General features: G+C 32.8%; 16 protein-coding genes and 1 tRNA gene. 3 read left to right on the top strand and 14 right to left on the bottom strand.

What is annotated here, in order from left to right; genetic code table 11:
- Positions 1-39 precede the first annotated feature (39 nt).
- Together I0Q91_RS02310 and I0Q91_RS02305 are read right to left on the bottom strand one after the other, a co-directional pair.
- A complete protein-coding gene (locus I0Q91_RS02310; protein WP_270452594.1) occupies positions 40-669 on the bottom strand; it encodes an IclR family transcriptional regulator in 630 nt (209 codons plus the stop codon).
- A gap of 129 nt (positions 670-798) precedes the next feature.
- Positions 799-1,638 carry a glycerophosphodiester phosphodiesterase family protein gene (locus I0Q91_RS02305; RefSeq protein ID WP_270452592.1) on the bottom strand — a complete coding sequence of 280 codons (840 nt, stop codon included), beginning with the start codon at positions 1,636-1,638 and terminating at the stop codon, positions 799-801.
- 256 nt (positions 1,639-1,894) lie between these two features.
- Here I0Q91_RS02305 and wrbA point away from each other — a divergent pair, with 256 nt between their 5' ends.
- Entirely contained in the window at positions 1,895-2,515 is a 621-nt protein-coding gene (gene wrbA / locus I0Q91_RS02300; protein WP_270452591.1) for an NAD(P)H:quinone oxidoreductase, read from the top strand.
- A 161-nt stretch (positions 2,516-2,676) separates the two neighbouring features.
- Complete coding sequence (locus tag I0Q91_RS02295; protein ID WP_270452589.1) at positions 2,677-3,822, top strand: baeRF7 domain-containing protein; 1,146 nt, start codon at positions 2,677-2,679, stop codon at positions 3,820-3,822.
- A 44-nt stretch (positions 3,823-3,866) separates the two neighbouring features.
- Here the strand turns inward: I0Q91_RS02295 and I0Q91_RS02290 are convergent, their stop codons facing one another.
- The 5 genes from I0Q91_RS02290 to I0Q91_RS02270 all read right to left on the bottom strand — a co-directional run bounded on the left by I0Q91_RS02290 (position 3,867) and on the right by I0Q91_RS02270 (position 7,327).
- Positions 3,867-4,301, bottom strand: a complete 435-nt coding sequence (locus I0Q91_RS02290) for a YwiB family protein (protein ID WP_270452587.1) — start codon at positions 4,299-4,301, stop codon at positions 3,867-3,869.
- A 35-nt stretch (positions 4,302-4,336) separates the two neighbouring features.
- Positions 4,337-5,305, bottom strand: a complete 969-nt coding sequence (locus I0Q91_RS02285; RefSeq protein ID WP_270452585.1) for a 1-aminocyclopropane-1-carboxylate deaminase/D-cysteine desulfhydrase — start codon at positions 5,303-5,305, stop codon at positions 4,337-4,339.
- Between the two features lie 145 nt (positions 5,306-5,450).
- Positions 5,451-6,812 (bottom strand): alanine/glycine:cation symporter family protein, encoded by a 1,362-nt coding sequence (locus I0Q91_RS02280; RefSeq protein ID WP_270452583.1) that lies wholly within the window; start codon positions 6,810-6,812, stop codon positions 5,451-5,453.
- 182 nt (positions 6,813-6,994) lie between these two features.
- Positions 6,995-7,189, bottom strand: a complete 195-nt coding sequence (locus I0Q91_RS02275) for a hypothetical protein (RefSeq protein WP_270452582.1) — start codon at positions 7,187-7,189, stop codon at positions 6,995-6,997.
- Positions 7,190-7,201: 12 nt separating this feature from the next.
- Positions 7,202-7,327, bottom strand: a complete 126-nt coding sequence (locus I0Q91_RS02270) for a hypothetical protein (protein WP_270452579.1) — start codon at positions 7,325-7,327, stop codon at positions 7,202-7,204.
- A gap of 126 nt (positions 7,328-7,453) precedes the next feature.
- On the opposite strand from I0Q91_RS02270, the gene I0Q91_RS02265 reads away from it, so the two are divergent.
- Positions 7,454-7,540 (top strand) — tRNA-Leu (locus I0Q91_RS02265).
- 393 nt (positions 7,541-7,933) lie between these two features.
- Here I0Q91_RS02265 and katG read toward each other — a convergent pair.
- The 7 genes from katG to I0Q91_RS02230 form a co-directional block, all read right to left on the bottom strand.
- Positions 7,934-10,126, bottom strand: coding sequence for a catalase/peroxidase HPI (katG, locus tag I0Q91_RS02260; protein ID WP_270452578.1), 2,193 nt, complete (start codon positions 10,124-10,126; stop codon positions 7,934-7,936).
- 117 nt (positions 10,127-10,243) lie between these two features.
- Positions 10,244-12,601, bottom strand: a complete 2,358-nt coding sequence (locus I0Q91_RS02255) for a diguanylate cyclase (RefSeq protein WP_270452577.1) — start codon at positions 12,599-12,601, stop codon at positions 10,244-10,246.
- A gap of 304 nt (positions 12,602-12,905) precedes the next feature.
- Positions 12,906-15,056, bottom strand: a complete 2,151-nt coding sequence (locus tag I0Q91_RS02250) for a PAS domain S-box protein (protein WP_270452576.1) — start codon at positions 15,054-15,056, stop codon at positions 12,906-12,908.
- Between the two features lie 457 nt (positions 15,057-15,513).
- A complete protein-coding gene (locus I0Q91_RS02245) occupies positions 15,514-18,297 on the bottom strand; it encodes an HD domain-containing phosphohydrolase (RefSeq protein WP_270452575.1) in 2,784 nt (927 codons plus the stop codon).
- 126 nt (positions 18,298-18,423) lie between these two features.
- Complete coding sequence (locus I0Q91_RS02240) at positions 18,424-19,746, bottom strand: sensor domain-containing diguanylate cyclase (protein ID WP_270452574.1); 1,323 nt, start codon at positions 19,744-19,746, stop codon at positions 18,424-18,426.
- 200 nt (positions 19,747-19,946) lie between these two features.
- Positions 19,947-21,338, bottom strand: coding sequence for a diguanylate cyclase domain-containing protein (locus I0Q91_RS02235; protein ID WP_270452573.1), 1,392 nt, complete (start codon positions 21,336-21,338; stop codon positions 19,947-19,949).
- Positions 21,339-21,397: 59 nt separating this feature from the next.
- Positions 21,398-22,294, bottom strand: a complete 897-nt coding sequence (locus I0Q91_RS02230; RefSeq protein WP_270452572.1) for a diguanylate cyclase — start codon at positions 22,292-22,294, stop codon at positions 21,398-21,400.
- Positions 22,295-22,301: the final 7 nt, after the last annotated feature.

Genomic DNA, 22,301 nt, shown 5'->3' with positions numbered 1-22,301 from the left:
ACAAGCAAAAAAATGGCGGCTCTTTCCGCCATTTTTATATTAGTTTAACTTCTGATTTATTTTCTTTACTGATTCTAATAAAGCTGTCAGGTACTCTCCCTGTCTTTTATATACTCTATATTCTGGACCAGCTATACTAATAGCCCCTTTAATTTCTTTCTTTTCAAAAACAGGTACAGAAATAGAAAGAACGCCTGCTTCTAGCTCACCATAACTTGTAGCACAACCATTTTCTTTAACTTTTTTTAATTCAGCTTTCAGCCTATCTTTATCAACAATTGTATTTATAGTATAAGCAATAAGTTCTTCATCAAGGTAATCATCTAAACTTGATTCATCTATATGGGCAAGAATTACCTTTCCAGGAGCAGTTGCATATAATGGAAATGGCAATCCTGTTTCACATGATAATTTCACATAGTTTGTAGATTCATATTTATCAACAGTGACCAGTTGTTTATTTTCTAATAAATGCAAATAAACTGCTTCATTTGATAATTTTACTAAATGATCCATCTCTTTTCTTGAAACTGTAATTAGTTTTTTATTCTTTTTAATTATCCCTGTTATATCTACAAGATTTCTGCCTGGTAAATAAGGAGCTATATTCTCATCTGATAATTCTTTCCTGGAATCTCTACTCTTATTCTCAAAGTTGAAAGATTTCATTTTTACCTCCAATTATTTATTTTGAACTAATCTCTTTTTGAAAGTTCTGTACAAATACCACTTCTCTATTTTGATACAATCTATCAACATAATTATAACAAAATAAAAATTCATTAACAAGTTTATCCACTAACAGGAAATATCATTCATCCTATCCGGATAATCAGTCATAATACCATCTACTCCAATTTTAATTAACCTTTTCATTGTTTTCTCATTATTAATTGTCCAGATAAATAAACCTATACCCTTTGCCTTGGCAGCAGCAATAAAAGGGGGAGTTAAAACTGGTAGTTTTCCATGCTTAATTGGTATTGAAAAACCTTCAAAATCCCAATTTAAAAAACCAGCTAAACCAAAATGTGATAATATATAAAATAAAAAAGCCTCTCTTTCACAGGCAACAGTTGGAACATCTGGAAGTTCATTTCTTAACCCATTAATTGTACTTTCATGAAAACTCCCGAGTAATACCTGCCCTTTACTATCTGTTTCTTTAATTACCTCTGCTATACTTTTAATTGTGTTTTCCCCTATGTCTTTAATCTCAATAATCATAGGTATATCTTGGAATTCATTTAAAACCTCTCTTAATAAAGGAATTTTTTCTCCATTAGAATTTAATATATTTAACTCTTTTAATTTATTATATTCAACTTCATTTATATTTATTTCTTTTCCGGTCATTCTTAAAGTATTATCATCATGGAAAACTAAAACTTTATTGTCTGATGTTATTTTTAAATCAAATTCAAAACCTTTTGCCCCCATTTGTAATGCCTGATTAAATGATAGCATGGTGTTTTCTGGATAATGACCAGAAGCCCCTCTATGACCGATATTAATAGGTTTTTTGATTAAATTGAAATAACCATAATCAGGTTTGCCTTTTGGAAAAAATAAAGCTTTTAAAATCTGTAACAGATTCAAGACTAAAATTATACTAACTAAAAATAATATTATCTGCATTTATCGTTGCCTCCTAAATAGGTCAACTATTTCTTAAGTAATCTTATTATATCAATTCTTTGAAGGAATTTATAGTATTAAATAATTTTTAATTTAATCTTTAAAAAAGTTGATAATCAAATATATAGAAAAAGCTAAAATCAAAAAACTCCAATTATTAAATGTAAAATCGATTACAGATAAAAATTGATCAGTTGAATATAATAAAATTTAGAAATTAATTATATTTATATAAATAATCAAGGAGGTTAAATTAATGACAGAGTTATTAATTATCTATTACAGTTCTTATGGGCATGTTTTTGAAATGGCAAAGGCTGCTAAAGATGGAGCTAAAGATCTCGAAGGAGTAAATGTTAAGTTAGTTAAAGTCCCTGAATTCGAATCCGCTAAAAAAGCAATGTCTGAACAGGAAGCTTATGTTAAAGCTCAAAAAGAACAAGAAGAAATTCCAGAAGTAACAAAAGATGATCTAAAGAATGCAGATGGTATTTTATGGGGTATACCAACCAGATTTGGTAATATGCCTGCTCAGGTTAAACAGGTACTTGATACATCCGGTGGTTTATGGGCAAATGGCGATTTAGAAGATACAGTAACTGGTATATTTACCAGCAGCAATACACTTCATGGAGGCCAGGAAAGTACCATTCTCTCTTCTTTAATACCTATGCTTCATTTAGGAATGATTTTTGTTGGTACTCCCTATGGCCAGAATCCAGAACTAAGTGAAACTGAATTTCAAGGTGGCTCACCATATGGACCATCTACAGTTGCTGGTCCTGATGGAAGCCGTTTTCCAAATGAATCTGAATTAACTATGGTAAAGAGGCTGGCAAAAAGAGTTGCCCGAGTTGCTAAAGGCATTAATGGTTAAATAAATATAACTAAAATTACTGCCTCTGGGTTTATAATCCAGGGGCTATTTTTATAATTTTTTAAAGATTGCAGATTAATTAAACATATATTATAATATAATTACAGCAGATTATTAATTGACTGAGAATTGTATCAGAATATGTTTAAGGAGGGTGTTAGATGGATAAAATTAAAAGAGAAGAAGTTAAGAAGTTAATATCTGAAACTAATCAACCCTGCATTAGCATTTATATGCCAACTGAAAAATCAGAGGGAAATGCCTACAACAAAATGAAAATAAGATTTAAGAATCTTACCAGAGCTGCTCGCAAGAAATTAAAAGATAACTGGGGTATGAGTGAAAAGGAAATAGATGAAATATTAGAGCCACTGGTAGGTCTAGAGAATGATAAAGATTTCTGGCTTGATGAGCAAAGTCAGGGATTGGCATTCTATATTTCTCCTGATCAATATAAATCATATAGACTGCCAGTCAAATTTGAAGAAGAAATCAAAGTGGGTGAAAACTTTGATTTTCGTCAAATTGTACCGGCAGTTTTTGAAGATAATAGTTTTTATCTTTTAGCTTTAAGTCGTAACAATACAAGAATATTTTACTGTGATGATGAAAATATTGAAAAGGTTGAACTTGAAAACTTACCAGCAAGTTTTGAAGAAATCTTTGAAACTGGAAATCTTGAAGTTAATATTCAGAGAGCTTCCAGCTCCACCGGGGGAGATACTGGTATTTACCATGGCCAGGGCGGTGTCGAAGGAGATACAGAAGAAGACTTACTTCAATATTTTAGACTTGTTGATGAAGCTGTAACACCATATCTAAATCAATTAGGTGCACCTCTTGCCCTGATGTGTGTTGAAGAAATCTATCCTTATTATGAAAAAGCTAATAACTATGACAATCTATTAGAGGAGTTTGTAAAGGGTAGCCCAGGAAAAATGAAAAAAGAGGAAATTTACAGTCAAGCAAAGGATGTTATCCTCCCTGAATTAAATAAAGAAAAAGAAAATGCAATTGAAAAATATAAAGAATTAATAAGCAGTGGGAAAACAGAAAAAGAACTTGAAAAGATTTTACCAGAAACTGTCCATGGAAAAGTCGAATTTTTATTATTATCAAGTTCTGCTAATAAACAGGGTAATTATGACCTATCTGATGATAAAATAATTGAAGAAGAACCTGATCATGATTTCGATCTTTACAATTATGCAGTATTAAATACAATCTTAAATGGTGGGAAAGTATATCTACTTTCAGATGAACAAATGCCTGATGATACAGATATAGGTGCTGTTTATAGATATTAAATTCAAAGTTAATCCCTGCCGTTAGTCTGGCAGGGATTTGCTTACTATTTAACTTCCTGGTAGCATATTCTTAAATCATTTACTCCGACTTTTTGACCGCCAATGAACAATTGATAAACTATATTAATCTCTCCTGCTCCATCTTCTAAATAACAATCTAATTTATCGGTAAAAGTTTTTAACTCTACTGTGCCATGAACATGTCGATAAAAGTCTTCACAACTTTCTCCTGCTTTAAAATTTTGCTTGAAACTACCAATTCCATTTCCTGATCTTCTTATTAAAACAGTACCTTCTGATTCTTTAATCTTAATTGTGATCCTAGCAGCCTCCATACCCTGAATATCTTCTTTATAACGGAGATAAATAGAGTTATTTTTTTTATATAACTTGCCCTTGCCATGATATTCTAATTGATCTTTGCCACCATGGGATAATTTTTGATTATTTTCTATTATTAGATTTATAGGATATTTCATTGGCTTGTTCCTCCTGAAATACTAAAATTATAATTTTACTTAAATGATTCTGAGTTGTTAAAGAGAATCGGCAACCCTCCAGTATGGAGAAAAAGAATTTTTTTACGTCTTATATTGTTATTCTGTAAAAAAGATAACATTCCATAAAAGCCCTGCCCTGTATAAACAGGATCAAGGAGTATCGACTCTTTTTTTGCTATTTCCCTAATAACCTTAATAACTTCATCATCTATTTTTCCATAACCTTTACCTCTGTACTTATCTATAAATATGACATCCTGTTTTATTATATCTGCCGGCAGATTGTTTTCATTGCAATACTCATCAATACAATTTTTAATCTTTTTACTACCAGAATTTTCATCGGCCTCAACACTTATACCGATAATAGATTCTGCCATATGATGAAGATAATTACCGATTAGAAGCCCTGCCTGGGTCGTACCTGTACCTGACGCTAAAAATAAATAATCAAATCTACCAGGATGAAAATTAATATCAGCTTTCAATTCTGAAGCAGCTTCTACATAACCATGAGTTCCTGCATTACCATAACCTCCTGCTTCTATTAGATATGGCTTTTTCCCGGTTGATTTAAGCTCAGAATACTCTGCCTGCATTGCTTCCTGCCTTTTTGCTAATGGCACAGTTTTTATTTTAACATCTAAAAGATCATAAATAAAATAATTGCCACCATAATTTATCTCTGAAGGGTTTTGATCAGTTGTTAAAATTAATGTACAATCTAAACCAAATTTTAATGCTGCCATTGCAGTTAATCTACAATGATTTGAAAATGGACTGCCAGTAGTTATAAGGTGATTGGCATTTTCTTTTTTAACTTCCCCTAAAATATAATCTAATTTTCTAGCTTTATTTCCACCTGGTTCTGGCCCGGCAAGATCGTCTCTTTTAATATAAAAATCATTATCATAAATTCTTGAAATTTCAGGCATTCTTTCTAATGAAGTTGGTAGATCTGATAATGGGACTCTAGTATACATTATTATACCCCCTCAAAATTATTAGACTCTACAATACATTTATTCAACACAAAACCACAAAATCCTCTCAAATAAATTTAAAGAGAGTAATTTAAATAAAAAAAGCCTGGTTTCCCAGGCATTTTTGATATACTATTTGATAATTTTAAGCAGAACGGGTGAGTTCATCCATATAATCGTCTTTTTCTTTTACTATTACACCAGCAAGGACTATTAAAGCAATTAAGTTTGGAGCTGCCATTAAACCATTTAATGTGTCAGCTAATAACCAGATTGGTTCTAAAGCTCCTATTGCACCAACAAATAATAAACCTAAAAAGACAAATCTATATGGCATTACAATTTTTTTGCCGAAGATATATCTCCAACTTTCTTCACCATAAAAACTCCAGGTTAACATAGTTGTAAAGGCAAAGACTATAATACTAATATTTATGATATAGCCTCCGGGACCTGGTAGCCCCATTGTAAAGCCCTCTGAAGCTAAAACAGCTCCAGTTTCTCCTGTTTCCAACGCGCCTGTTAGAAGTACAACTAGTGCAGTAATTGTACCAACGACTAATGTATCAATTATAACTTCCCAGATACCCCACATACCCTGACGGGTAGGTTTGTTTCTGGCCTGGGCATGTATAATTGAAGCGGCTCCAAGTCCGGCTTCGTTTGAGAATACACCTCGGGCTACACCAAAACGGACTGCCATCCTGACTGTTGCACCGGCAAAGCCACCAACAGCTGCCGAACCAGTAAACGCACTGGAGAAAATATCAGCAAAGACCGCAGGTACAGCACCAATATTTAAGATTATAATTAAGCCACCACCAACAAAATAGAAAATAGCCATTAATGGAACTAATTTTTCTGCTACTTTACCAATTCTTTTTACTCCACCAATAATAACTAAACCAACAAAAAATACTACTACAACACCGGTTACCCAGGTTGGTATGGCAAAGCCATCTTCAGCTGCATGGGCAAGTGTATTGGATTGAACCATATTACCAATACCAAAGGCTGCAATTCCAGCAAAGAATGCATAAAGTACGGCCAGCCATTTCCATTTTCCACCCATACCATTCTGAATATAATACATTACTCCACCAGTAAAATCATCTTCTCCATGTTCTTCACGATATTTAATACCTAATTGAGCCTCAGCAAACTTTGTGGCCATTCCAAATAAAGCAGAGACCCACATCCAGAAGATTGCACCTGGACCACCGAGTGAGAGAGCAGTACTAACACCGGCTATATTTCCAACACCAAGCGTTGCTGCCATAGCAGAACTTATGGCCTGAAAGGAGCTTAATACTCCACCCTCTTCTTCTGCTTCTTTACTGAAGTATCTTCCAAAACTTTGTTTCCATGATAATTTAAAATGAGTAAACTGGAAAAAATTAAGTCTGAAGGTCAGATAAATCCCTGTACCTACAAGTAAAACAAGAAAAGGTGGCCCCCATACAATCTCGTTGATTGCATCATTAACCGCAAGTAATGAATCTAACATTAACAAATTCCCCCTTATAAATTTTATTAAAATAATGAAAAATATAATTCTATTATTATATTAAAGATATCCTACTAAATTCCTGCACATTAAATAAAATTTATTATGTTTTATTATGTTAAAAAAAACATTTTATAATATAAAGAAAAAAACTGACCGGATTATTACCGGCCAGTAAAGAATTAAAATTGCTCTAAATTTGAAAGATAAAGATTTTTGACAACCCAAAAACCTGTTACATCAATAGTTAATTTAATGTTTGTATTCTCCCTATTCATATTTTTAGCTATATGAATATTTACACCATCAGTTTTAACAGTTTGATAATAGTCTCTTTCCTTACCTTTTGGACTTCCAGCCTGAACCTCAGGCTTCATAGTTGGACCACTTCAACCTCCGCTCTGTCTAATCATCTTTACAGTTATATCTTCAAAATCTTTATCTTTAATAAAATCTTTAGCATCTTCAGTAAATTCAACCTTATACTTCCCTGAAACCTTCTCTTCTACTGCCATTATTAAACACCTCCTGCTCTAATTTTTGTACTTATTATAATAATATCAAAAATAATCATTTAAAGCCTGTAAACAGTTTACAAACCTCTTGTTTTTTAAAAAATTTTATGATAGGATAAATAATGTGCCGAAGTGGCGGAACTGGCAGACGCGACGGATTCAAAATCCGTTGGGCTCACGCCTGTGTGGGTTCGAGTCCCACCTTCGGCACCATTTGTATTTCAAGGATTAAGTTAGTTAAGTTATATAACTTTCATTCAATACCTCCCCAGTACCAACCCAGTACCGACCCAGTACCAACCCAGTACCAACCCAGTACCGACCCACACCAGATATTATTACAAGATCATTAAAGTAATAGCAATCGAATAATTCAATCATATTAGCCACTTCTTCCTATTCAATGCTGAAGGCAGGCCAATCCTTATTATTTACAAAAACACTCCCAGAATAGCCTATATGGCGGCTTAGAGAGGCCATTAAATCTTCCAAGCCTGTTAAACTCTAGAAATAGCTATTCTTTTTTGTTTAGTAAAATAAATAAGCCCCTGACATTTAGCCAGAGGCTTAATAAAACAAGTTTTAGATTATTTATTAATCTTGTGATTACTCTAAGTCGAAACGGTCAGCATTCATTACTTTGTCCCAGGCTGAGATGAAATCCTTGACGAATTTTTCTTCGGCATCATCAGATGCATATACCTCTGAGATGGCCCGTAGTCTGGAATCAGAACCAAAAATTAAATCTACTCTAGTTCCTGTCCATTTAAGCTCTCCAGTTGAACGATCTCTGCCTTCAAATATATCTTTATCTTCTGAAGACGGCTTCCATTTAGTTGACATATCAAGTAGATTTACAAAGAAGTCATTGGTCAACTTGCCAGGTTCTTCTGTAAATACACCATGTTGTGAGTTTTTGTAATTGGCTTCTAAAACTCTAAAGCCTCCTACTAAAGCGGTCATTTCAGGTGCTGTCAGGGTTAGTAGCTGGGCTTTATCCACTAGCATATCCTCTGCCGGTACAGTATACTTAGCTTTGGTATAATTACGGAATCCATCTGCTTCTGGCTCGATTAATTCAAAGAATTCTTCTTCTGTCTGCTCCTGTGAGGCATCGACCCGGCCTGGTGTAAAGGGAACTTCTAAGTCATAGCCGGCAGCCTGAGCAGCCTGCTCGATTGCAGCAGAGCCACCTAAGACTATTAAGTCTGCCATTGAAACTCTCTTATTACCGGACTGAGCTTTGTTAAACTTCTGCTGGATGTCTCCTAAGACCTGCAGCACTTTATTTAACTCTTCAGGTTGATTGACTTCCCAGTTCTTTTGCGGGGTAAGTCTAATTCTAGCTCCATTTGCTCCACCCCGTTTATCTGAGCCTCTAAAGGTCGAGGCTGAAGCCCAGGCAGCTTTGACGAGCTCGGAGATTGATAGCTCTGTTGCCAGGATCTGCTTTTTAAGCTCTCTGATATCTGCATCATTGACGATTTCGTAATCTTGCTCAGGCAGTGGATCCTGCCAGATAAAGTCTTCTTCTGGAACATCCTCGCCTAAATATCTGGATTTTGGCCCCATATCACGATGGACCAGCTTAAACCAGGCTTTAGCAAAGGCTTCTTCAAATTCCTCTGGATTTTTATAAAATCTCCAGGCTATCTCTTCATAAACTGGATCATTCTTTAGTGATAAATCTGCTGTAGTCATCATTGGCCGGAACTTCTTGTCAGGATTATGGGCAGCTTCTATCATATCCTCTTCCTTGACATCCATGGCAAGCCACTGGTTTGCTCCAGCTGGACTTTTAACTAACTCATATTCGTATTCTAATAAGACTCTAAAATAACCGTTATTCCATTTAATCGGTTCTGGACTCCAGGCACCTTCTATTCCACTGGAGGTTGTATGCTCTCCTTTACCTGTCTTGAATGCATTCTTCCAGCCCAGGCCCTGTTCTTCTAGAGGAGCAGCCTCTGGTTCTGGACCCACTAATTCTGGGTCGCCGGCACCATGGCATTTACCAAAGGTATGGCCACCTGCGATTAATGCGACTGTCTCTTCATCATTCATGCCCATCCGCTCAAAGGTTTCTCTAACATTTTTAGCTGAAGCTTCAGGATCTGGATTGCCATCAGGCCCTTCTGGATTAACATATATAAGTCCCATCTGGGTTGCAGCCAGGGGCTTTTCTAATTCTTCATTTTCATCAAATCTTTCCCTGCCCATCCATTCATCTTCTTTGCCCCAATAGGCATCTTTTTCTGGTTCCCAGATATCTTCCCGGCCACCACCAAAACCAATGGTTTCAAAACCCATTGACTCCAGGGCGCAGTCGCCTGCCAGAATTAAGAGATCTGCCCAGGATATTTTCCGGCCATATTTCTTTTTGATTGGCCAGAGCAGTCTTCTTGCCTTATCTAAGTTAACATTGTCAGGCCAGCTATTAAGCGGAGCAAACCGTTGATTTCCTGATCCTCCACCACCACGGCCATCAAATAGGCGGTAAGTTCCTGCACTATGCCAGGCCATCCGAATAAATAAGCCACCATAATGACCCCAGTCTGCTGGCCACCAATCTTTAGAATCTGTCATTAGTTCATATAGGTCTTCTTTAACTGCTTGTAAATCAAGCTTCTTGAATTCTTCGGCATAATCAAAGTCTGAATCCATTGGATTAGATTTCTGGCTATGTTGATGAAGAATATCAAGATTTAACTTGCCTGGCCACCATTCCCGATTTGATGGACCTGGTTTAGCTGAACTGCTTGATGCTCCTGTTACTGGACATTTCTTTTCTTCACTCATTAAAAAAACCTCCTTTTAATTTTCCTTGCTTTGCTATAATTTACTTAATTTTTATTCATTTCTTAACTTATAATTCTAGATTTATCCTCAAGTACCTTCTTCTATCTGATAAAAAATTTATTCCATCATTTCTATGAATTTTTCTGCTAAGTCCGGGTCGAATTGAGTTCCGGCACAGTTTTCTATTTCTGCCAGAGCATCTTTTTTGCTAATTGGCTCACTGTAACCCCTTTTATGTGTCATTACATCATAAGCATCTATTATTGTTATTACCCGGGAAAGATAGGGGATTTTATCTCCAATTAAGCCTTGAGGATAACCCTCACCATCCCAGCGTTCATGATGAAACAATATATCTTCAGCTATAATTGAAAGTTCTGCAATTGAAGAGGTTATTTTATAGCCTTTTTCTGAATGCTGTTTTATGATTTTCCATTCTTCTTCATTTAAATTTCCTGGTTTGATTAAAATATTCTCTGAGATTGCTGCTTTACCTATATCATGCATGGTAGCTAAGAGTGACAATCTATTAAGCTCAGAATTATTTAAGTTTAGTTTTTCTCCGAATTTAAGTGCTAATTCTGTCATTCTGATTGCGTGATCTTTTGTCTCATCGCTTTTTGCGCTTAAAGTATTTAATAATGCCTGGAAAATGTTATTCTTGCTGCTTTGTCTTTCTGATAGTTTATTCTGGTACATATTATTATCTGCAGCTTTTAAAACTTCTTCAATATCCTGATCTGAATCATTTTTAGTAGCTGAGCCCAGGGCAAAGGATATTGGAATATCTTCTTTTTGATTAAATTCATAGACTTTATTTTTTATTCTCTTTATAATCTTTACGACTGTTTCATTATCAGTCTGAGGGAGTAAAACTGCAAATTCATCTCCACCATGTCGGGCTATTATATCTTCATCCCTTAAAACTTCATTTAAAATCTCTCCTGTTTTTATTAATGCTTTGTCTCCTTTATCATGGCCATAACTATCATTGATGAGTTTTAAACCATTTAAATCGGCAATTATAATGCTGAGCGGCAGATTTCTTTTTGTATCTAATCTATTCATTTCTTCTTCAAAAAACCTTCTATTGTATAATCCAGTTAAGCTATCATGGAATGATTTATATTCAAGCTCTTTTTGATAATACACTGATTCTAATGCTGCTTTAGTATGAGAGATTAATATCTCAGCCAATTCTAAATCCTGCTGATTAAAGGCAGCTTTTTCATTGGATGCTGCCTGGAATACTCCGATATCCTGAATCGGTATAGCTATACCAGATTTATATGTCTTTTTTACTGGTCTGGCATCAGGATCTACATCTATATCTTTATTTAAATAACTATTATTATTTCTATATGCCTTTCCAATTACCCCATAATTTAAAGGTAGTGAATCGATATCTATTTCACCAGAAGTTGCTTTAATAATAAATTTATTATCTTTGACCAGGGCAATACCACATAAATCAAAATCCAGGATTTCCCTTGCTGCTTCAATGGTTTTATTACAAATTGCATCTTCACTGCTCAGTTTTTGAAATTCAACAGCTATTTTGTTTAGTTCTTTGATTGTTCTTTCATGTTCTTTCTGTTCTGAGATATTAATGTTGATTCCTAGAACTTTTAGTGGACTGCCATCCTCTGTCCTTGAAATTAATTTGCCCTGACCTAATACCCAGACCCAGTGGCCGTCTTTATGCTTAAGTCTCTTTTCGCATTTATAAAAATCTGTTTTCCCTTTTAAATGTTCTTGAAAGCGTTTTTCAGATTTTTTAACATCATCAGGATGAACTAAAGAATCCCATGTTTCAATGCTATCTGGATTAAGTTCTTCTAATGTATATCCTATCATTTCTGCCCATTTTTCATTATAAACAGTTTTACCTGTCTGAATATTATATTCCCAGGTTCCGACATTGGTACCTTCAATAATTAAATTCAGCTTTTCTTTTAGTTTATTATCTTCTTTTGTTTTGAAATAGCTTATAAAGTAGGTTAGCCCAGCCACTAATATATAAGTGAAGAAATAGCCTATTTTAGAAACAGCTGAACTTTCAACTGGTAATAATGTGATTACTACTAATAAAGCTAATGGAACATTGAGATAGAATTTTAATTTATATTTACTAAAAAACAAATTGGCCACAGCAATTACTACTATCAAACTTAAAGCCAGGTTACGTTGATAGTTTGAGATGTAATTTAAGTAAACTAATTGCAGGATGGCCAGATATACAACAACCATGGTTGTCTTTTCTATATTAAACTGAATAAAATCGCTAAAATATGAGAGAATAAATGCTATTAAAAACATGGAAGCCCCTATGAACCTGTGATTTAATGGCATTGGATCAGTTATACCAGCAAAATAGTAATAAAACACTGGGAAAATAAAATATAGGACTGATATTAGAATTAAGATAATCCTATAATCATTGATTTCTTCAAGGTTTTTAAGTATTTTCTTCAAGAATGACCTCCTCTCTATTTAACTCACAATGCTATAATTTATTTAATTTTTTCATTTCTTTCTTATATTTATAATTCTAGATTTAACTTCAAAGGCCTTCTTCTGTCAGATAAAAAGTTTATATTTCAGCCTGGCCAGGTCCAATCAGATACCTGCTGAGATTGTAGATATACCTGAATCCTTGACCTGAATATCTAATCAATATATTTTTCTAATATGACAGATGATGGGGATTATGCTTATACTTTATCTAGAATATTATCTCCATTACTGCCACAAAAATAACATCCAGAGTTTTATTCTTCTAAAATAATTCAACAAACTTTTCAGCCAAATCTGGATCAAACTGACTACCTGCACAGTCTTTTATCTCCTGCAACGCTTCTTCTTTACTAATAACTGGACTATAAGGCCTTTCATTTGTCATCACATCATAAGCATCTATGATGCTAATAATTCGAGCCAAAAATGGAATCTCTTCACCTTTAAGCCCCCTGGGATAACCGTTACCATCCCACCTTTCATGATGATAGAGAATATCTTTTGCAACAATAGCAAACTCGGAAGATGAGGAAGCAATTTTACAACCATTTTCAGCATGTTTTTTTATGATATTCCACTCTTCTTCTGTCGGTTTACCAGGCTTAGTTAATATTTCTTCTGATATTGAAATTTTACCGATATCATGTAAAGTGGCCAGAAGAGTTAATTTGTCTTTTTGTTCTTCTGATGCTCCAATACTTTCACCTAAACGATTGGCTAACCTTGTCATTCTCATTGTATGTTCTTTTGTCTCATCACTCTTAGCTCCTAAAGCATTTAATAATCCTGATACAATATCATTTTTTTTGCTTTCACTAGTTAATAGTTTATTCTGATACATCTTATCATCAGCTTCTTTTAATATATCAAAAATATCTTCCTTAACCGAAGTTTTAGTTGCCAAACCTACACCTAAAGATACAACCAGATTATCTCCAGAGCATTTTTGGCATTTTCTTTTTATCCTTCCGACAACTTTTTGAGCAGTTTTCCTATCTGTCTGAGGCAATAAAATAACGAATTCATCCCCTCCATATCGAGCAATTATATCCTCATCTCTGAATGCTTCTTTTAAAATATCAGCAGTCTTAACCAATAATTCATCGCCTTTTCGATGACCAAGGCTATCATTAATAAGTTTTAATCCGTTAATATCAACCATAAAAATGCTAATAGGCAGTTGCCGTTCGGTATCCAGCCTTTTCATCTCTTCTTCTATAAACCTTCGGTTATACAGATCTGTTAATTGATCTTTATATAATAAATATTTTATTTCCTTTTCTTTCTCTTTAAGTTCTGTAATATCTTGAACAATTCCTAAAGAACGTATTATCTCACCCTCATCATTTTTTATATGCTCACATTTTTCTTTCACATAACGAATTTGACCATTATCATGTTTTATAATTCTATGCTCAATTTCATATGTATCCTCATTATTTTCAATAGAAGTTGTATATGCATTATTTACTTTTTTGCGGTCATCAGGGTGTATAGTATCAAGAAAAGCTTCATATGTAGCTTCAAATTCTTGAGGATTCAATCCGAAAATTCTATAAATTTCATCAGACCAAAATAATATATTTTTGTTAAGATTAAGTACCCAGTTACCTACGTTAGCAATTTGCTGACTCTTCTTTAATATTCTTTCTTTCCATAACTTTTCTGTGATATCATCACCAGTAGCTACTATATACTTGACCTCATTATTTTGGTCAAGTATTACATTATTAGACCAAGAAATTAATCTTAATTCCCCTGTTTTTGTTTTCCAGTAATTTTCATGTTTATTTGGAAAGTTTTTTGCTTTCAGATTTCTAAAAACCTTTTTTATCTCTTCTATTTCATTCTTTTTAATTAATACTTCCCATATTTTTTTATTTCTCACCTCTTCAAAACTATAACCTGTTAACTTCTCACAGGCTTTATTGAATTTAATAATTTCTCCCTTAAGGTTCAAAACTGCTACTAATTGATTTTGTACTTCTAAAATAGAAGATAATAGATTCTTGTTATCTCTTAATTTCTCTTCTTTTTTCTTAATATCAGTAATATCTTTCGCCGAACATACTACATACTCTACTTCTTCTTGTTCATTTAATTTAGGATTCTTGGTTATCGAAAGCAGCTTCTTTTGACCTTCGCTATTTTTTGCCCACTCTTCAGTTTCAATTTTTTTCTTTTTATTGAATACCTCTTTATTGCCCTGTCTGCAAATTTCAGCTTCCTCTTCTAAAAGTAATTCCCTTAATTTTTTATGTTCTATATCTGATTTATTAAGCCCTAAAAAATCTGCATGTGCTTTATTTACTTTGCCATAAGTTTCTTCATCAATTAGATACCAGATTTGAGTATCTATTGTTTCAAGTAATAATTCCTGTTTTTTAATTATCTCTCTTAAATCTTCAGCCATGACTTCCTCCTTATCATTTTATTAAATCTTACTTATTAAATTATTTCTATAAATTTTTTTAAATTTCTGCCGGTATTTTGGTTTTACCAATGTCATGCAAATTGTGCCAAAAACCTCTCCCTCTGGCCAGTAAACAGGGAGACCGTAATAAGAAATCATTCCTAACTCAATGTCAGGATTATTCTTCCAGAATTCATCTTTTAAAGCATTTGGAATATTTAAACTCTACCCTGTCCTGATGACATGTTCACAGTAAAGGCCATCCATTTTCTCTTTATCCCCTGGATTATATGGGTCCTCCTGGCTCTAACTGGCAACAAAGACTTTCATAAATGGAGGCTCTGATTTCATTAATTTTAAAATTTAATAATAATAATAATAATATTCATTATATTATTTTCTATAAAAAACTATCAAAGTCCTGCATAAATACATAAATAAGATTACAAATTCATAATCACTCTTGAACCATCATTTCAATAAAAGAAGCAGCCAGGTCTGGATCAAATTGACTTCCAGCACATCGTTCTATCTCATTAAGAGCCTCTTTCTGACTCATAGAATCCTTGTATGGTCGACCATTGGTCATAACATCATAGGCATCTATAATAGAAATTATCCTGGCCAGGTAAGGAATGTCTTCCCCACTTAATTGTCTGGGGTATCCTGAACCATCCCATCTTTCATGGTGGGCATAAATTTCTTCTGCAACTAAGGCAAACTCTTCAGAAGAATTTGCTATTCTATAGCCCCTTTCAGGATGTCTTTTTATAATATTCCATTCTTCATCTGTTAAGCCACCTGATTTTTTTAATATTTTTTCTGCGATAGTTGTTTTACCAATATCATGCAGGGTTGAAAGCAGTGAAAGCCTATTAACTTCAGAATTAGATAATCCTAATTCCTCTCCAAAATCAAATGATAATTTTGTCATCCGTAAGGCATGTTCTTTTGTTTCATTACTTTTTACTTCCAGGGTATTGACCAGACTCTGAACTATTTTGCTTTTAGTACTTCTGCTTTCTGATAATTTGTTCTGGTACATATCATTATCTGCTATTTTTAAAATTTCATATATATCTTGTTCAACTTCAGTTTTGGAAGCAGTACCAAGTGCCATTGAAACTGTTAATTCCTCTGACTCTGTCACTTTAGATTTTTGTTTTATTCTATTTATTATTTTTTCGGCTTCACTTTTTTCGGTCTGAGGTAATAAGAGTGCAAACTCATCTCCACCCTGGCGAGCCAGGATATCTTCTTGTCTAGTTACTTCTTTTAATATTTCAGCACTTTTAACCAGCAGTTGATCGCCTTTTTCATGACCTAAACTGTCATTTATTATTTTTAGTCCATTTATATCTGCCACAATAATACTAACTGGAAGCTGTCTTTTCGAATTTAAACGCTCCAATTCTTTTTCAAAAAATCGTCGATTATAAAGACCAGTTAGATCATCATTATAAGTTAGTTCCCGAATTCTTTCATCATCAATATATTTAGAAAATGCATTTGTAATTACATCAGTAAATATCTTCAATATTCTTAGTTCTTCATTGGAAAACTCATTTTTAGCCTTAACTGAATCAAAGCCAAAAAAACCAAATAATTTATCTTCAATAAAAATTGGCATCACCACTAATGATTTTAAATTTAAATATTTCAATAACTTCTTTTCAGCTTCTTGATTGCCACTCATATTTTCTACATTTTTTATGTTAATAGTTTCATTATTGCTTAATTTTTTCATACCCCAGGGGAAAAGATCTACTCTTATATTCTGCAACTCATTCTTTTGCGATCTTATTCCTTCTCTACACCACTCATGGGTGTTAGAAACAGTAGCATTTTCTTCTGAAAACTGAAAGATATAGCTTCGATCAATATTAAAAAACTTGCCAATTTTCATTAAAGATTGATCAATTTTTCGATCTAGATTAGAAGAATCAATCTCTAATAAATTTGATGATATTTCAGCAAGTGTTTTCTGAAACTCAAGTTGCATTTTTTGTTCGGTGATATCTCTTATATTCCCATGCCACAAAACACTACCATCAATTAACTTTTCCGGTACTGCATTTCCTTCCACCCATTTTAATCCCTGCTCGGGCAAAACTACTCTATATATGTCATGCCAGGGAGTTAATTTATCAGCTGATTCATTAATAGAATTAACAAGTTGTTGATAATCTTCAGGATGAATCCTTGAAAAAGCTTTTTCAGCATCTTCCATTACTTCACCTGGAGTTACTTCATATATTTCATAAATCCCTTTAGAAGCATAAGGAAAGCAGGCGCTGCCATCAGGAAACAATTGGTATTGATAAATTGCTCCTGGAGCCTGGTCAGTTAAATTTTTTAATAATTCTTTGATTTGATTTAACTTTCTTTCCTTCTCTTTTTTTTCAGTAATATCTCTTGCTGCAGCATAAATGTAGCTCCCATTAACTTTAGAATTCCATTCAATAAAATGATAGCTTCCGTCTTTATCTTTAAATCTATTAACAAAATTAGTTATTTCCTGATTATTTTTTATTACTTCTATTGCTTTTTGGGTAGATTCTAAATCATCAGGATGAATAAAATCTGTAAAATTCATATTTTTCATTTCCGATGGTTTATAACCTAATAAATCTTCCCAGGAACTATTAATTTTAATGAACTCTCCCTCAATATTTGTTTTACAAAGCAGATCTGATTTGATATTAAAAAAACTCCTTAATTCATGCTGGGTAACTAATAGGTCTAAATTATCTTCAATAACATTTCTGAATTCATTAAGTAATTTTCTTTGATTGTTATCTAGTTTAATTTCGGTGTCATTAAGAATACAAACTGTACCGAAAACTTCATTATCTGGCCAGTTAACTGGTAAGCCAAAATAAGAAATCATATCTGAACTAAGATCAGGGTTATCCTTCCAGGCTTGATTTTTTAAGGCATTATTAATATATAAATCTTTATTTCGAGCAATTACTGCCTCACAGTAAAGACCATGACCCAGACTCTCACTGGCTCCAGCTTTATATGGGTTGCTCTCATTTTGACTTTTTAATACTACTTCAATTGAATCTGAAGTTATTCTCATTACTAAAGCGGCAGAGACTCCAAGGATATCAGCTATTATATCCAAAATATCCTGCCATTTTTTCAAAAATTCATCACTAATTTCAGGCTTGGCAGAATCAGTGATTGCAACTTCTATAAATTCATCTTCTCCTCTTAAGAATACCTCTGTTTTCACTTTGAAATCTCCTTTCACTTTATAAAGCTGAATCAAAAAATGCATAATAACTATCTCTCCATCATTTCAATAAAAAAGAGGCAATGCAGTTATGGATCGCTAACTCTTTTTACAGTAATTTTTTTATTAAGTTGTCACACAAAACTTATAGCTACTTTTTCCATTTCTTTTAATTTCATACATTGATAAATCAGCATTCCTTAATAATGTTTCGCTATCCTTACCATGATCAGGATATATAGAAATACCAATAGAAGAACCAATGTTGCATTCATTATCTCCTATATATATAACTTCTTGTAACACAGTATGAATTTTCTTAACAAGATTTTCAGCAGTTGTTTTATCTTTGATATTACGCAATATAATTGTAAACTCATCTCCACCCATTCGGGCAACAGTATCAGATTTTCTAATACACTTTAATAATTTCTCACCTACTTTAATTAAAACTTCATCTCCAACCTCATGGCCATATTTATCATTAATATCTTTAAAACCATCTAAATCAATAAAAAGAAGAGCAAATTTCCTATTATCTCTTTCGTTTTCTAATATCTTTCGATCTAGTACTTCAAAAAATAATTTTCTATTGGGTAATCCAGTTAGATTATCATAATTAGCATGTTTCTCTAATTCTAATTCTAATCTTTTTCTTTCTGTAATATCTGTTGCTGAACCTACAATATGAGAAACATTATTTCCTTTAATAATAGGAGTTAATGTTGTTAGCCAAATTCGATCTCCACCAGGTAGATTTAGTTCTTCTTCATAAGTAATACTTTCTCTGGCTGAAAGACATTTTCTATAGTTTTTTATAACAATATCTCCCTTTTCTTTACCAAGTAATTCTTGCGGGGATTTATTCTTTATATCTTCCAGAAGAATGCCTGTTTTATTTTGATGAGAAAGATTATTTCGAACATAACGAAATTCCCCATTTTCTAAAACTCTCATTAAAAATATAGCGTCTTGAGTACCATTAAATACTTTTTTATATTCTTCTTTTAATCGATGAATTTCTTTTTCTGTTCTTTTTAAGTCAGTGATATCTGTATGTGCTCCTAACATACGAATGGCTTTTCCGTTCTCATCTCTAATAGCTAATCCTCTACACCTTATCCATATAGTAGAACCATTTTTATGCCTGTATCGTACAATTTGATCATAGGGATGATCAGGATCTGCACAGTGCTTTTCTAAATTTTCTGTGGCTAATTTTAAATCTTCTTGAAAAATAATATCTTGCCATTCACTTGCTAAGTGCTTTTTCTCATCTGGGTTATAACCAAGTATTTTCCAGAATTTAGGGCTCATCCATTCATTTTCAGGACTCTCTAAATCCCAATACCAAATACCATCTAAAGAACCTGATTGTATAAAATCAAAAACACTCTTATCGTTGTCGATTAAATCATATAACTCCTTTTGTAAATAATTTGCTTCCATATTAAATCGCTCCCTGTTATCCTGTTATAACATTTCTTAAAAAATGATTATTAACTGCTTTGCCGCTTTTAAAGTAATTAATTTTTGTTCAGATTAAATTTATATAAAGTATAATCTACTTTAATTAACAACATTATTTTGTTTAAACTTAAACCATCTGTATAAAACAAAACTATAATAATTATAATATCTTATGTGTCCTACATCATTTCAATAAAAGAAGGTGCCAGCTCTGGATCAAATTGACTTCCTGAACATGCTTTGATCTCCTGTAAAGCTTCCTTTTGACTCATAACTTTTTTATATTGCCTTCCATTTGTCATTACATCGTAGGCATCTATGATTGAAATAATCCTGGCTAAATAAGGAATACCTTCTCCACTTAAATTCTTGGGGTAACCACTACCATCCCATCTTTCATGATGAGCATAGATTTCTTCTGCAATTAAGGCAAATTCTTCAGAAGAATTTGCAATTTTATAGCCTCTTTCAGGGTGTTCTTTGATTATTTTCCATTCTTCAACTGTTAACTCTTCAGGTTTTTTTAATATTTTTTCTGAAATTGTTATCTTTCCAATATCATGGAGAGTAGAAAGCAGAGAAAGTCTGTTTAATTCAGAGTTAGTCAGACCTAATTTTTCACCAAATTCAAAGGCCAATTTAGTCATTCGCAAAGCATGTTCTTTTGTTTCATTACTTTTCACCTCTAAAGTACTAACAAGGCTCTGAACTATCTTGCTTTTAGTACTTCTACTTTCTGACAATTTACTCTGATACATAATATTATCTGCCACTCTTAAAACTTCATTTATATCCTGTTCAGGTTTTATTTTAGTAGCTAACCCAATTCCAATCGAAACAGCAACTTCTTCATTAATAGTTTCTCTACATTTCTCCTTGATTCTTAATACTATCTTCTCTGCTTCATCTTTGTTTGTTTTAGGGAGTAAAACTGCAAATTCGTCTCCACCCTGACGAGCCAGAATGTCTTCCTCTCTGAGTACCTCTTTCAATAAATTTGATGTTTTTATAAGTAGCTCGTCTCCTTTTTCATGGCCTAGACTATCATTAATAAGTTTTAAACCATTAACATCTGCCATAATAATGCTTAAGGGGAGTTGTCTTTTAGTATCAAGTCGCTTAATTTCTTCTTCAAAAAAGCGACGATTATATAATTCAGTTAAACTATCTCTATATAACAAATACTTAATTTTATTTTCTCGTTCTTTTAACTCTGTTATATCTGTCATAAGTCCCCTTAATTTAACAGGTGAACCAGCTTCCATAATTATAACTACTTCATCTCTTAGCCAGATATAACCTCCAGTTTTTTTCTTAAATCTATATTCAAAGATATGGTCTTCTCCTTTTTGGGTGCAACTTAAACAATAGTCTTTAGCCCAATTTCTATCTTCAGGATGAATGCTATTTACCCAAAAATCCAGATCTGTCCATTCTTCAGGTTTATATCCTAAAATCGTTTGAGATTGAGGTGAAACATAATCCCAGTTATCATCTAAAATATTATACTCCCATATTATCGCATTTACTGATTCAATTATTTCAAATAGTTCTGATAAATCTTTAATCATTAGTAACCCCTCTTTTAAAATACCTCAAAAATTCATTACTAAATATAAAATTATATATTTTAGTTTACAGTAATTACATCTTTCCCTTTTTTCTTGCTTTCATACATGTTGTCATCTGATCTCTTTGTCAGAGAATTTATAGTATCATCTTTTCTTATTTTGGTAGCCCCAAAAGACATGGTTACATTTAATTTTTCCTGTTTATAATTGATAAAAGAATCATTAATTAACAATTTTAATCTCGTTAATAATTCGTGAAGTTGGTTATTTGTTTCTATATCAAAGAGTATTAATGCAAACTCATCTCCTCCCCACCGAAAAGCTTTATCAGCAGGTCTAACATTACTTTTTAAAGTGTTTGCTATCATTGATAAAATTTTATCTCCAATTAAATGACCATAATTGTCATTAATGAATTTAAAATCATCAACATCTAGAAAACAAAATGCTATATTATTTTTATTAATATTTTTTCTTGAAAAAATTTCTGTTAAAATTTCTTCTAAAAATTTTCTATTATTAATTTTAGTTAGTTCATCTTTATAATTTTCTTTTTTCAGTTCATTAATTTTCTCTTCTAAAGACTGAACTTTTATGTTTTCGAAAAATAGTTCTACTGCTCCTATTATCTCATCTTTTTCATTTTTTAGAGGAACAACTCTAACTATTACCGGTACCCTGTGACCTTCCTTATGGTGTAAATAAACCATAGCTTCTCTCTTTTCACCATCATTAATAGTAGCATGTAAGGGACAGCCATTTTGACATAAATTTATTCCAGCCTCATCTACATGCTGCAGAATATTGTCATGACAATGTTTACCAATAACCTCTTCTCTTGAAAACCCGGTAATCCTTTCTGCATCTTTATTCCAGTATTCAATTTTTCTGTTTTTATCAACATAATATACTCCACCAAATAAGTTATCCAATATATCTTTAATTTCTATTTTCAATATAAGC

Source organism: Halonatronomonas betaini (assembly GCF_015666175.1).
GTDB lineage: Bacteria > Bacillota > Halanaerobiia > Halanaerobiales > Halarsenatibacteraceae > Halonatronomonas > Halonatronomonas betaini.
This window is presented reverse-complemented; position numbering and strand designations above follow the sequence as displayed.

What these genes read in the sequence shown, in the direction of transcription:
- I0Q91_RS02305 (WP_270452592.1), bottom strand. Translation starts at nt 1,638, where the DNA reads ATGCAGATAATATTATTTTTAGTTAGTATAATTTTAGTCTTGAATCTG.
- I0Q91_RS02280 (WP_270452583.1), bottom strand. Translation starts at nt 6,812, where the DNA reads ATGTTAGATTCATTACTTGCGGTTAATGATGCAATCAACGAGATTGTA.
- I0Q91_RS02295 (WP_270452589.1), top strand. Translation starts at nt 2,677, where the DNA reads ATGGATAAAATTAAAAGAGAAGAAGTTAAGAAGTTAATATCTGAAACT.
- I0Q91_RS02275 (WP_270452582.1), bottom strand. Translation starts at nt 7,189, where the DNA reads ATGAAGCCTGAGGTTCAGGCTGGAAGTCCAAAAGGTAAGGAAAGAGAC.
- I0Q91_RS02250 (WP_270452576.1), bottom strand. Translation starts at nt 15,056, where the DNA reads ATGGCTGAAGATTTAAGAGAGATAATTAAAAAACAGGAATTATTACTT.
- I0Q91_RS02235 (WP_270452573.1), bottom strand. Translation starts at nt 21,338, where the DNA reads ATGATTAAAGATTTATCAGAACTATTTGAAATAATTGAATCAGTAAAT.
- I0Q91_RS02240 (WP_270452574.1), bottom strand. Translation starts at nt 19,746, where the DNA reads ATGGAAGCAAATTATTTACAAAAGGAGTTATATGATTTAATCGACAAC.
- wrbA (WP_270452591.1), top strand. Translation starts at nt 1,895, where the DNA reads ATGACAGAGTTATTAATTATCTATTACAGTTCTTATGGGCATGTTTTT.
- I0Q91_RS02310 (WP_270452594.1), bottom strand. Translation starts at nt 669, where the DNA reads ATGAAATCTTTCAACTTTGAGAATAAGAGTAGAGATTCCAGGAAAGAA.
- katG (WP_270452578.1), bottom strand. Translation starts at nt 10,126, where the DNA reads ATGAGTGAAGAAAAGAAATGTCCAGTAACAGGAGCATCAAGCAGTTCA.
- I0Q91_RS02290 (WP_270452587.1), bottom strand. Translation starts at nt 4,301, where the DNA reads ATGAAATATCCTATAAATCTAATAATAGAAAATAATCAAAAATTATCC.
- I0Q91_RS02285 (WP_270452585.1), bottom strand. Translation starts at nt 5,305, where the DNA reads ATGTATACTAGAGTCCCATTATCAGATCTACCAACTTCATTAGAAAGA.
- I0Q91_RS02270 (WP_270452579.1), bottom strand. Translation starts at nt 7,327, where the DNA reads ATGGCAGTAGAAGAGAAGGTTTCAGGGAAGTATAAGGTTGAATTTACT.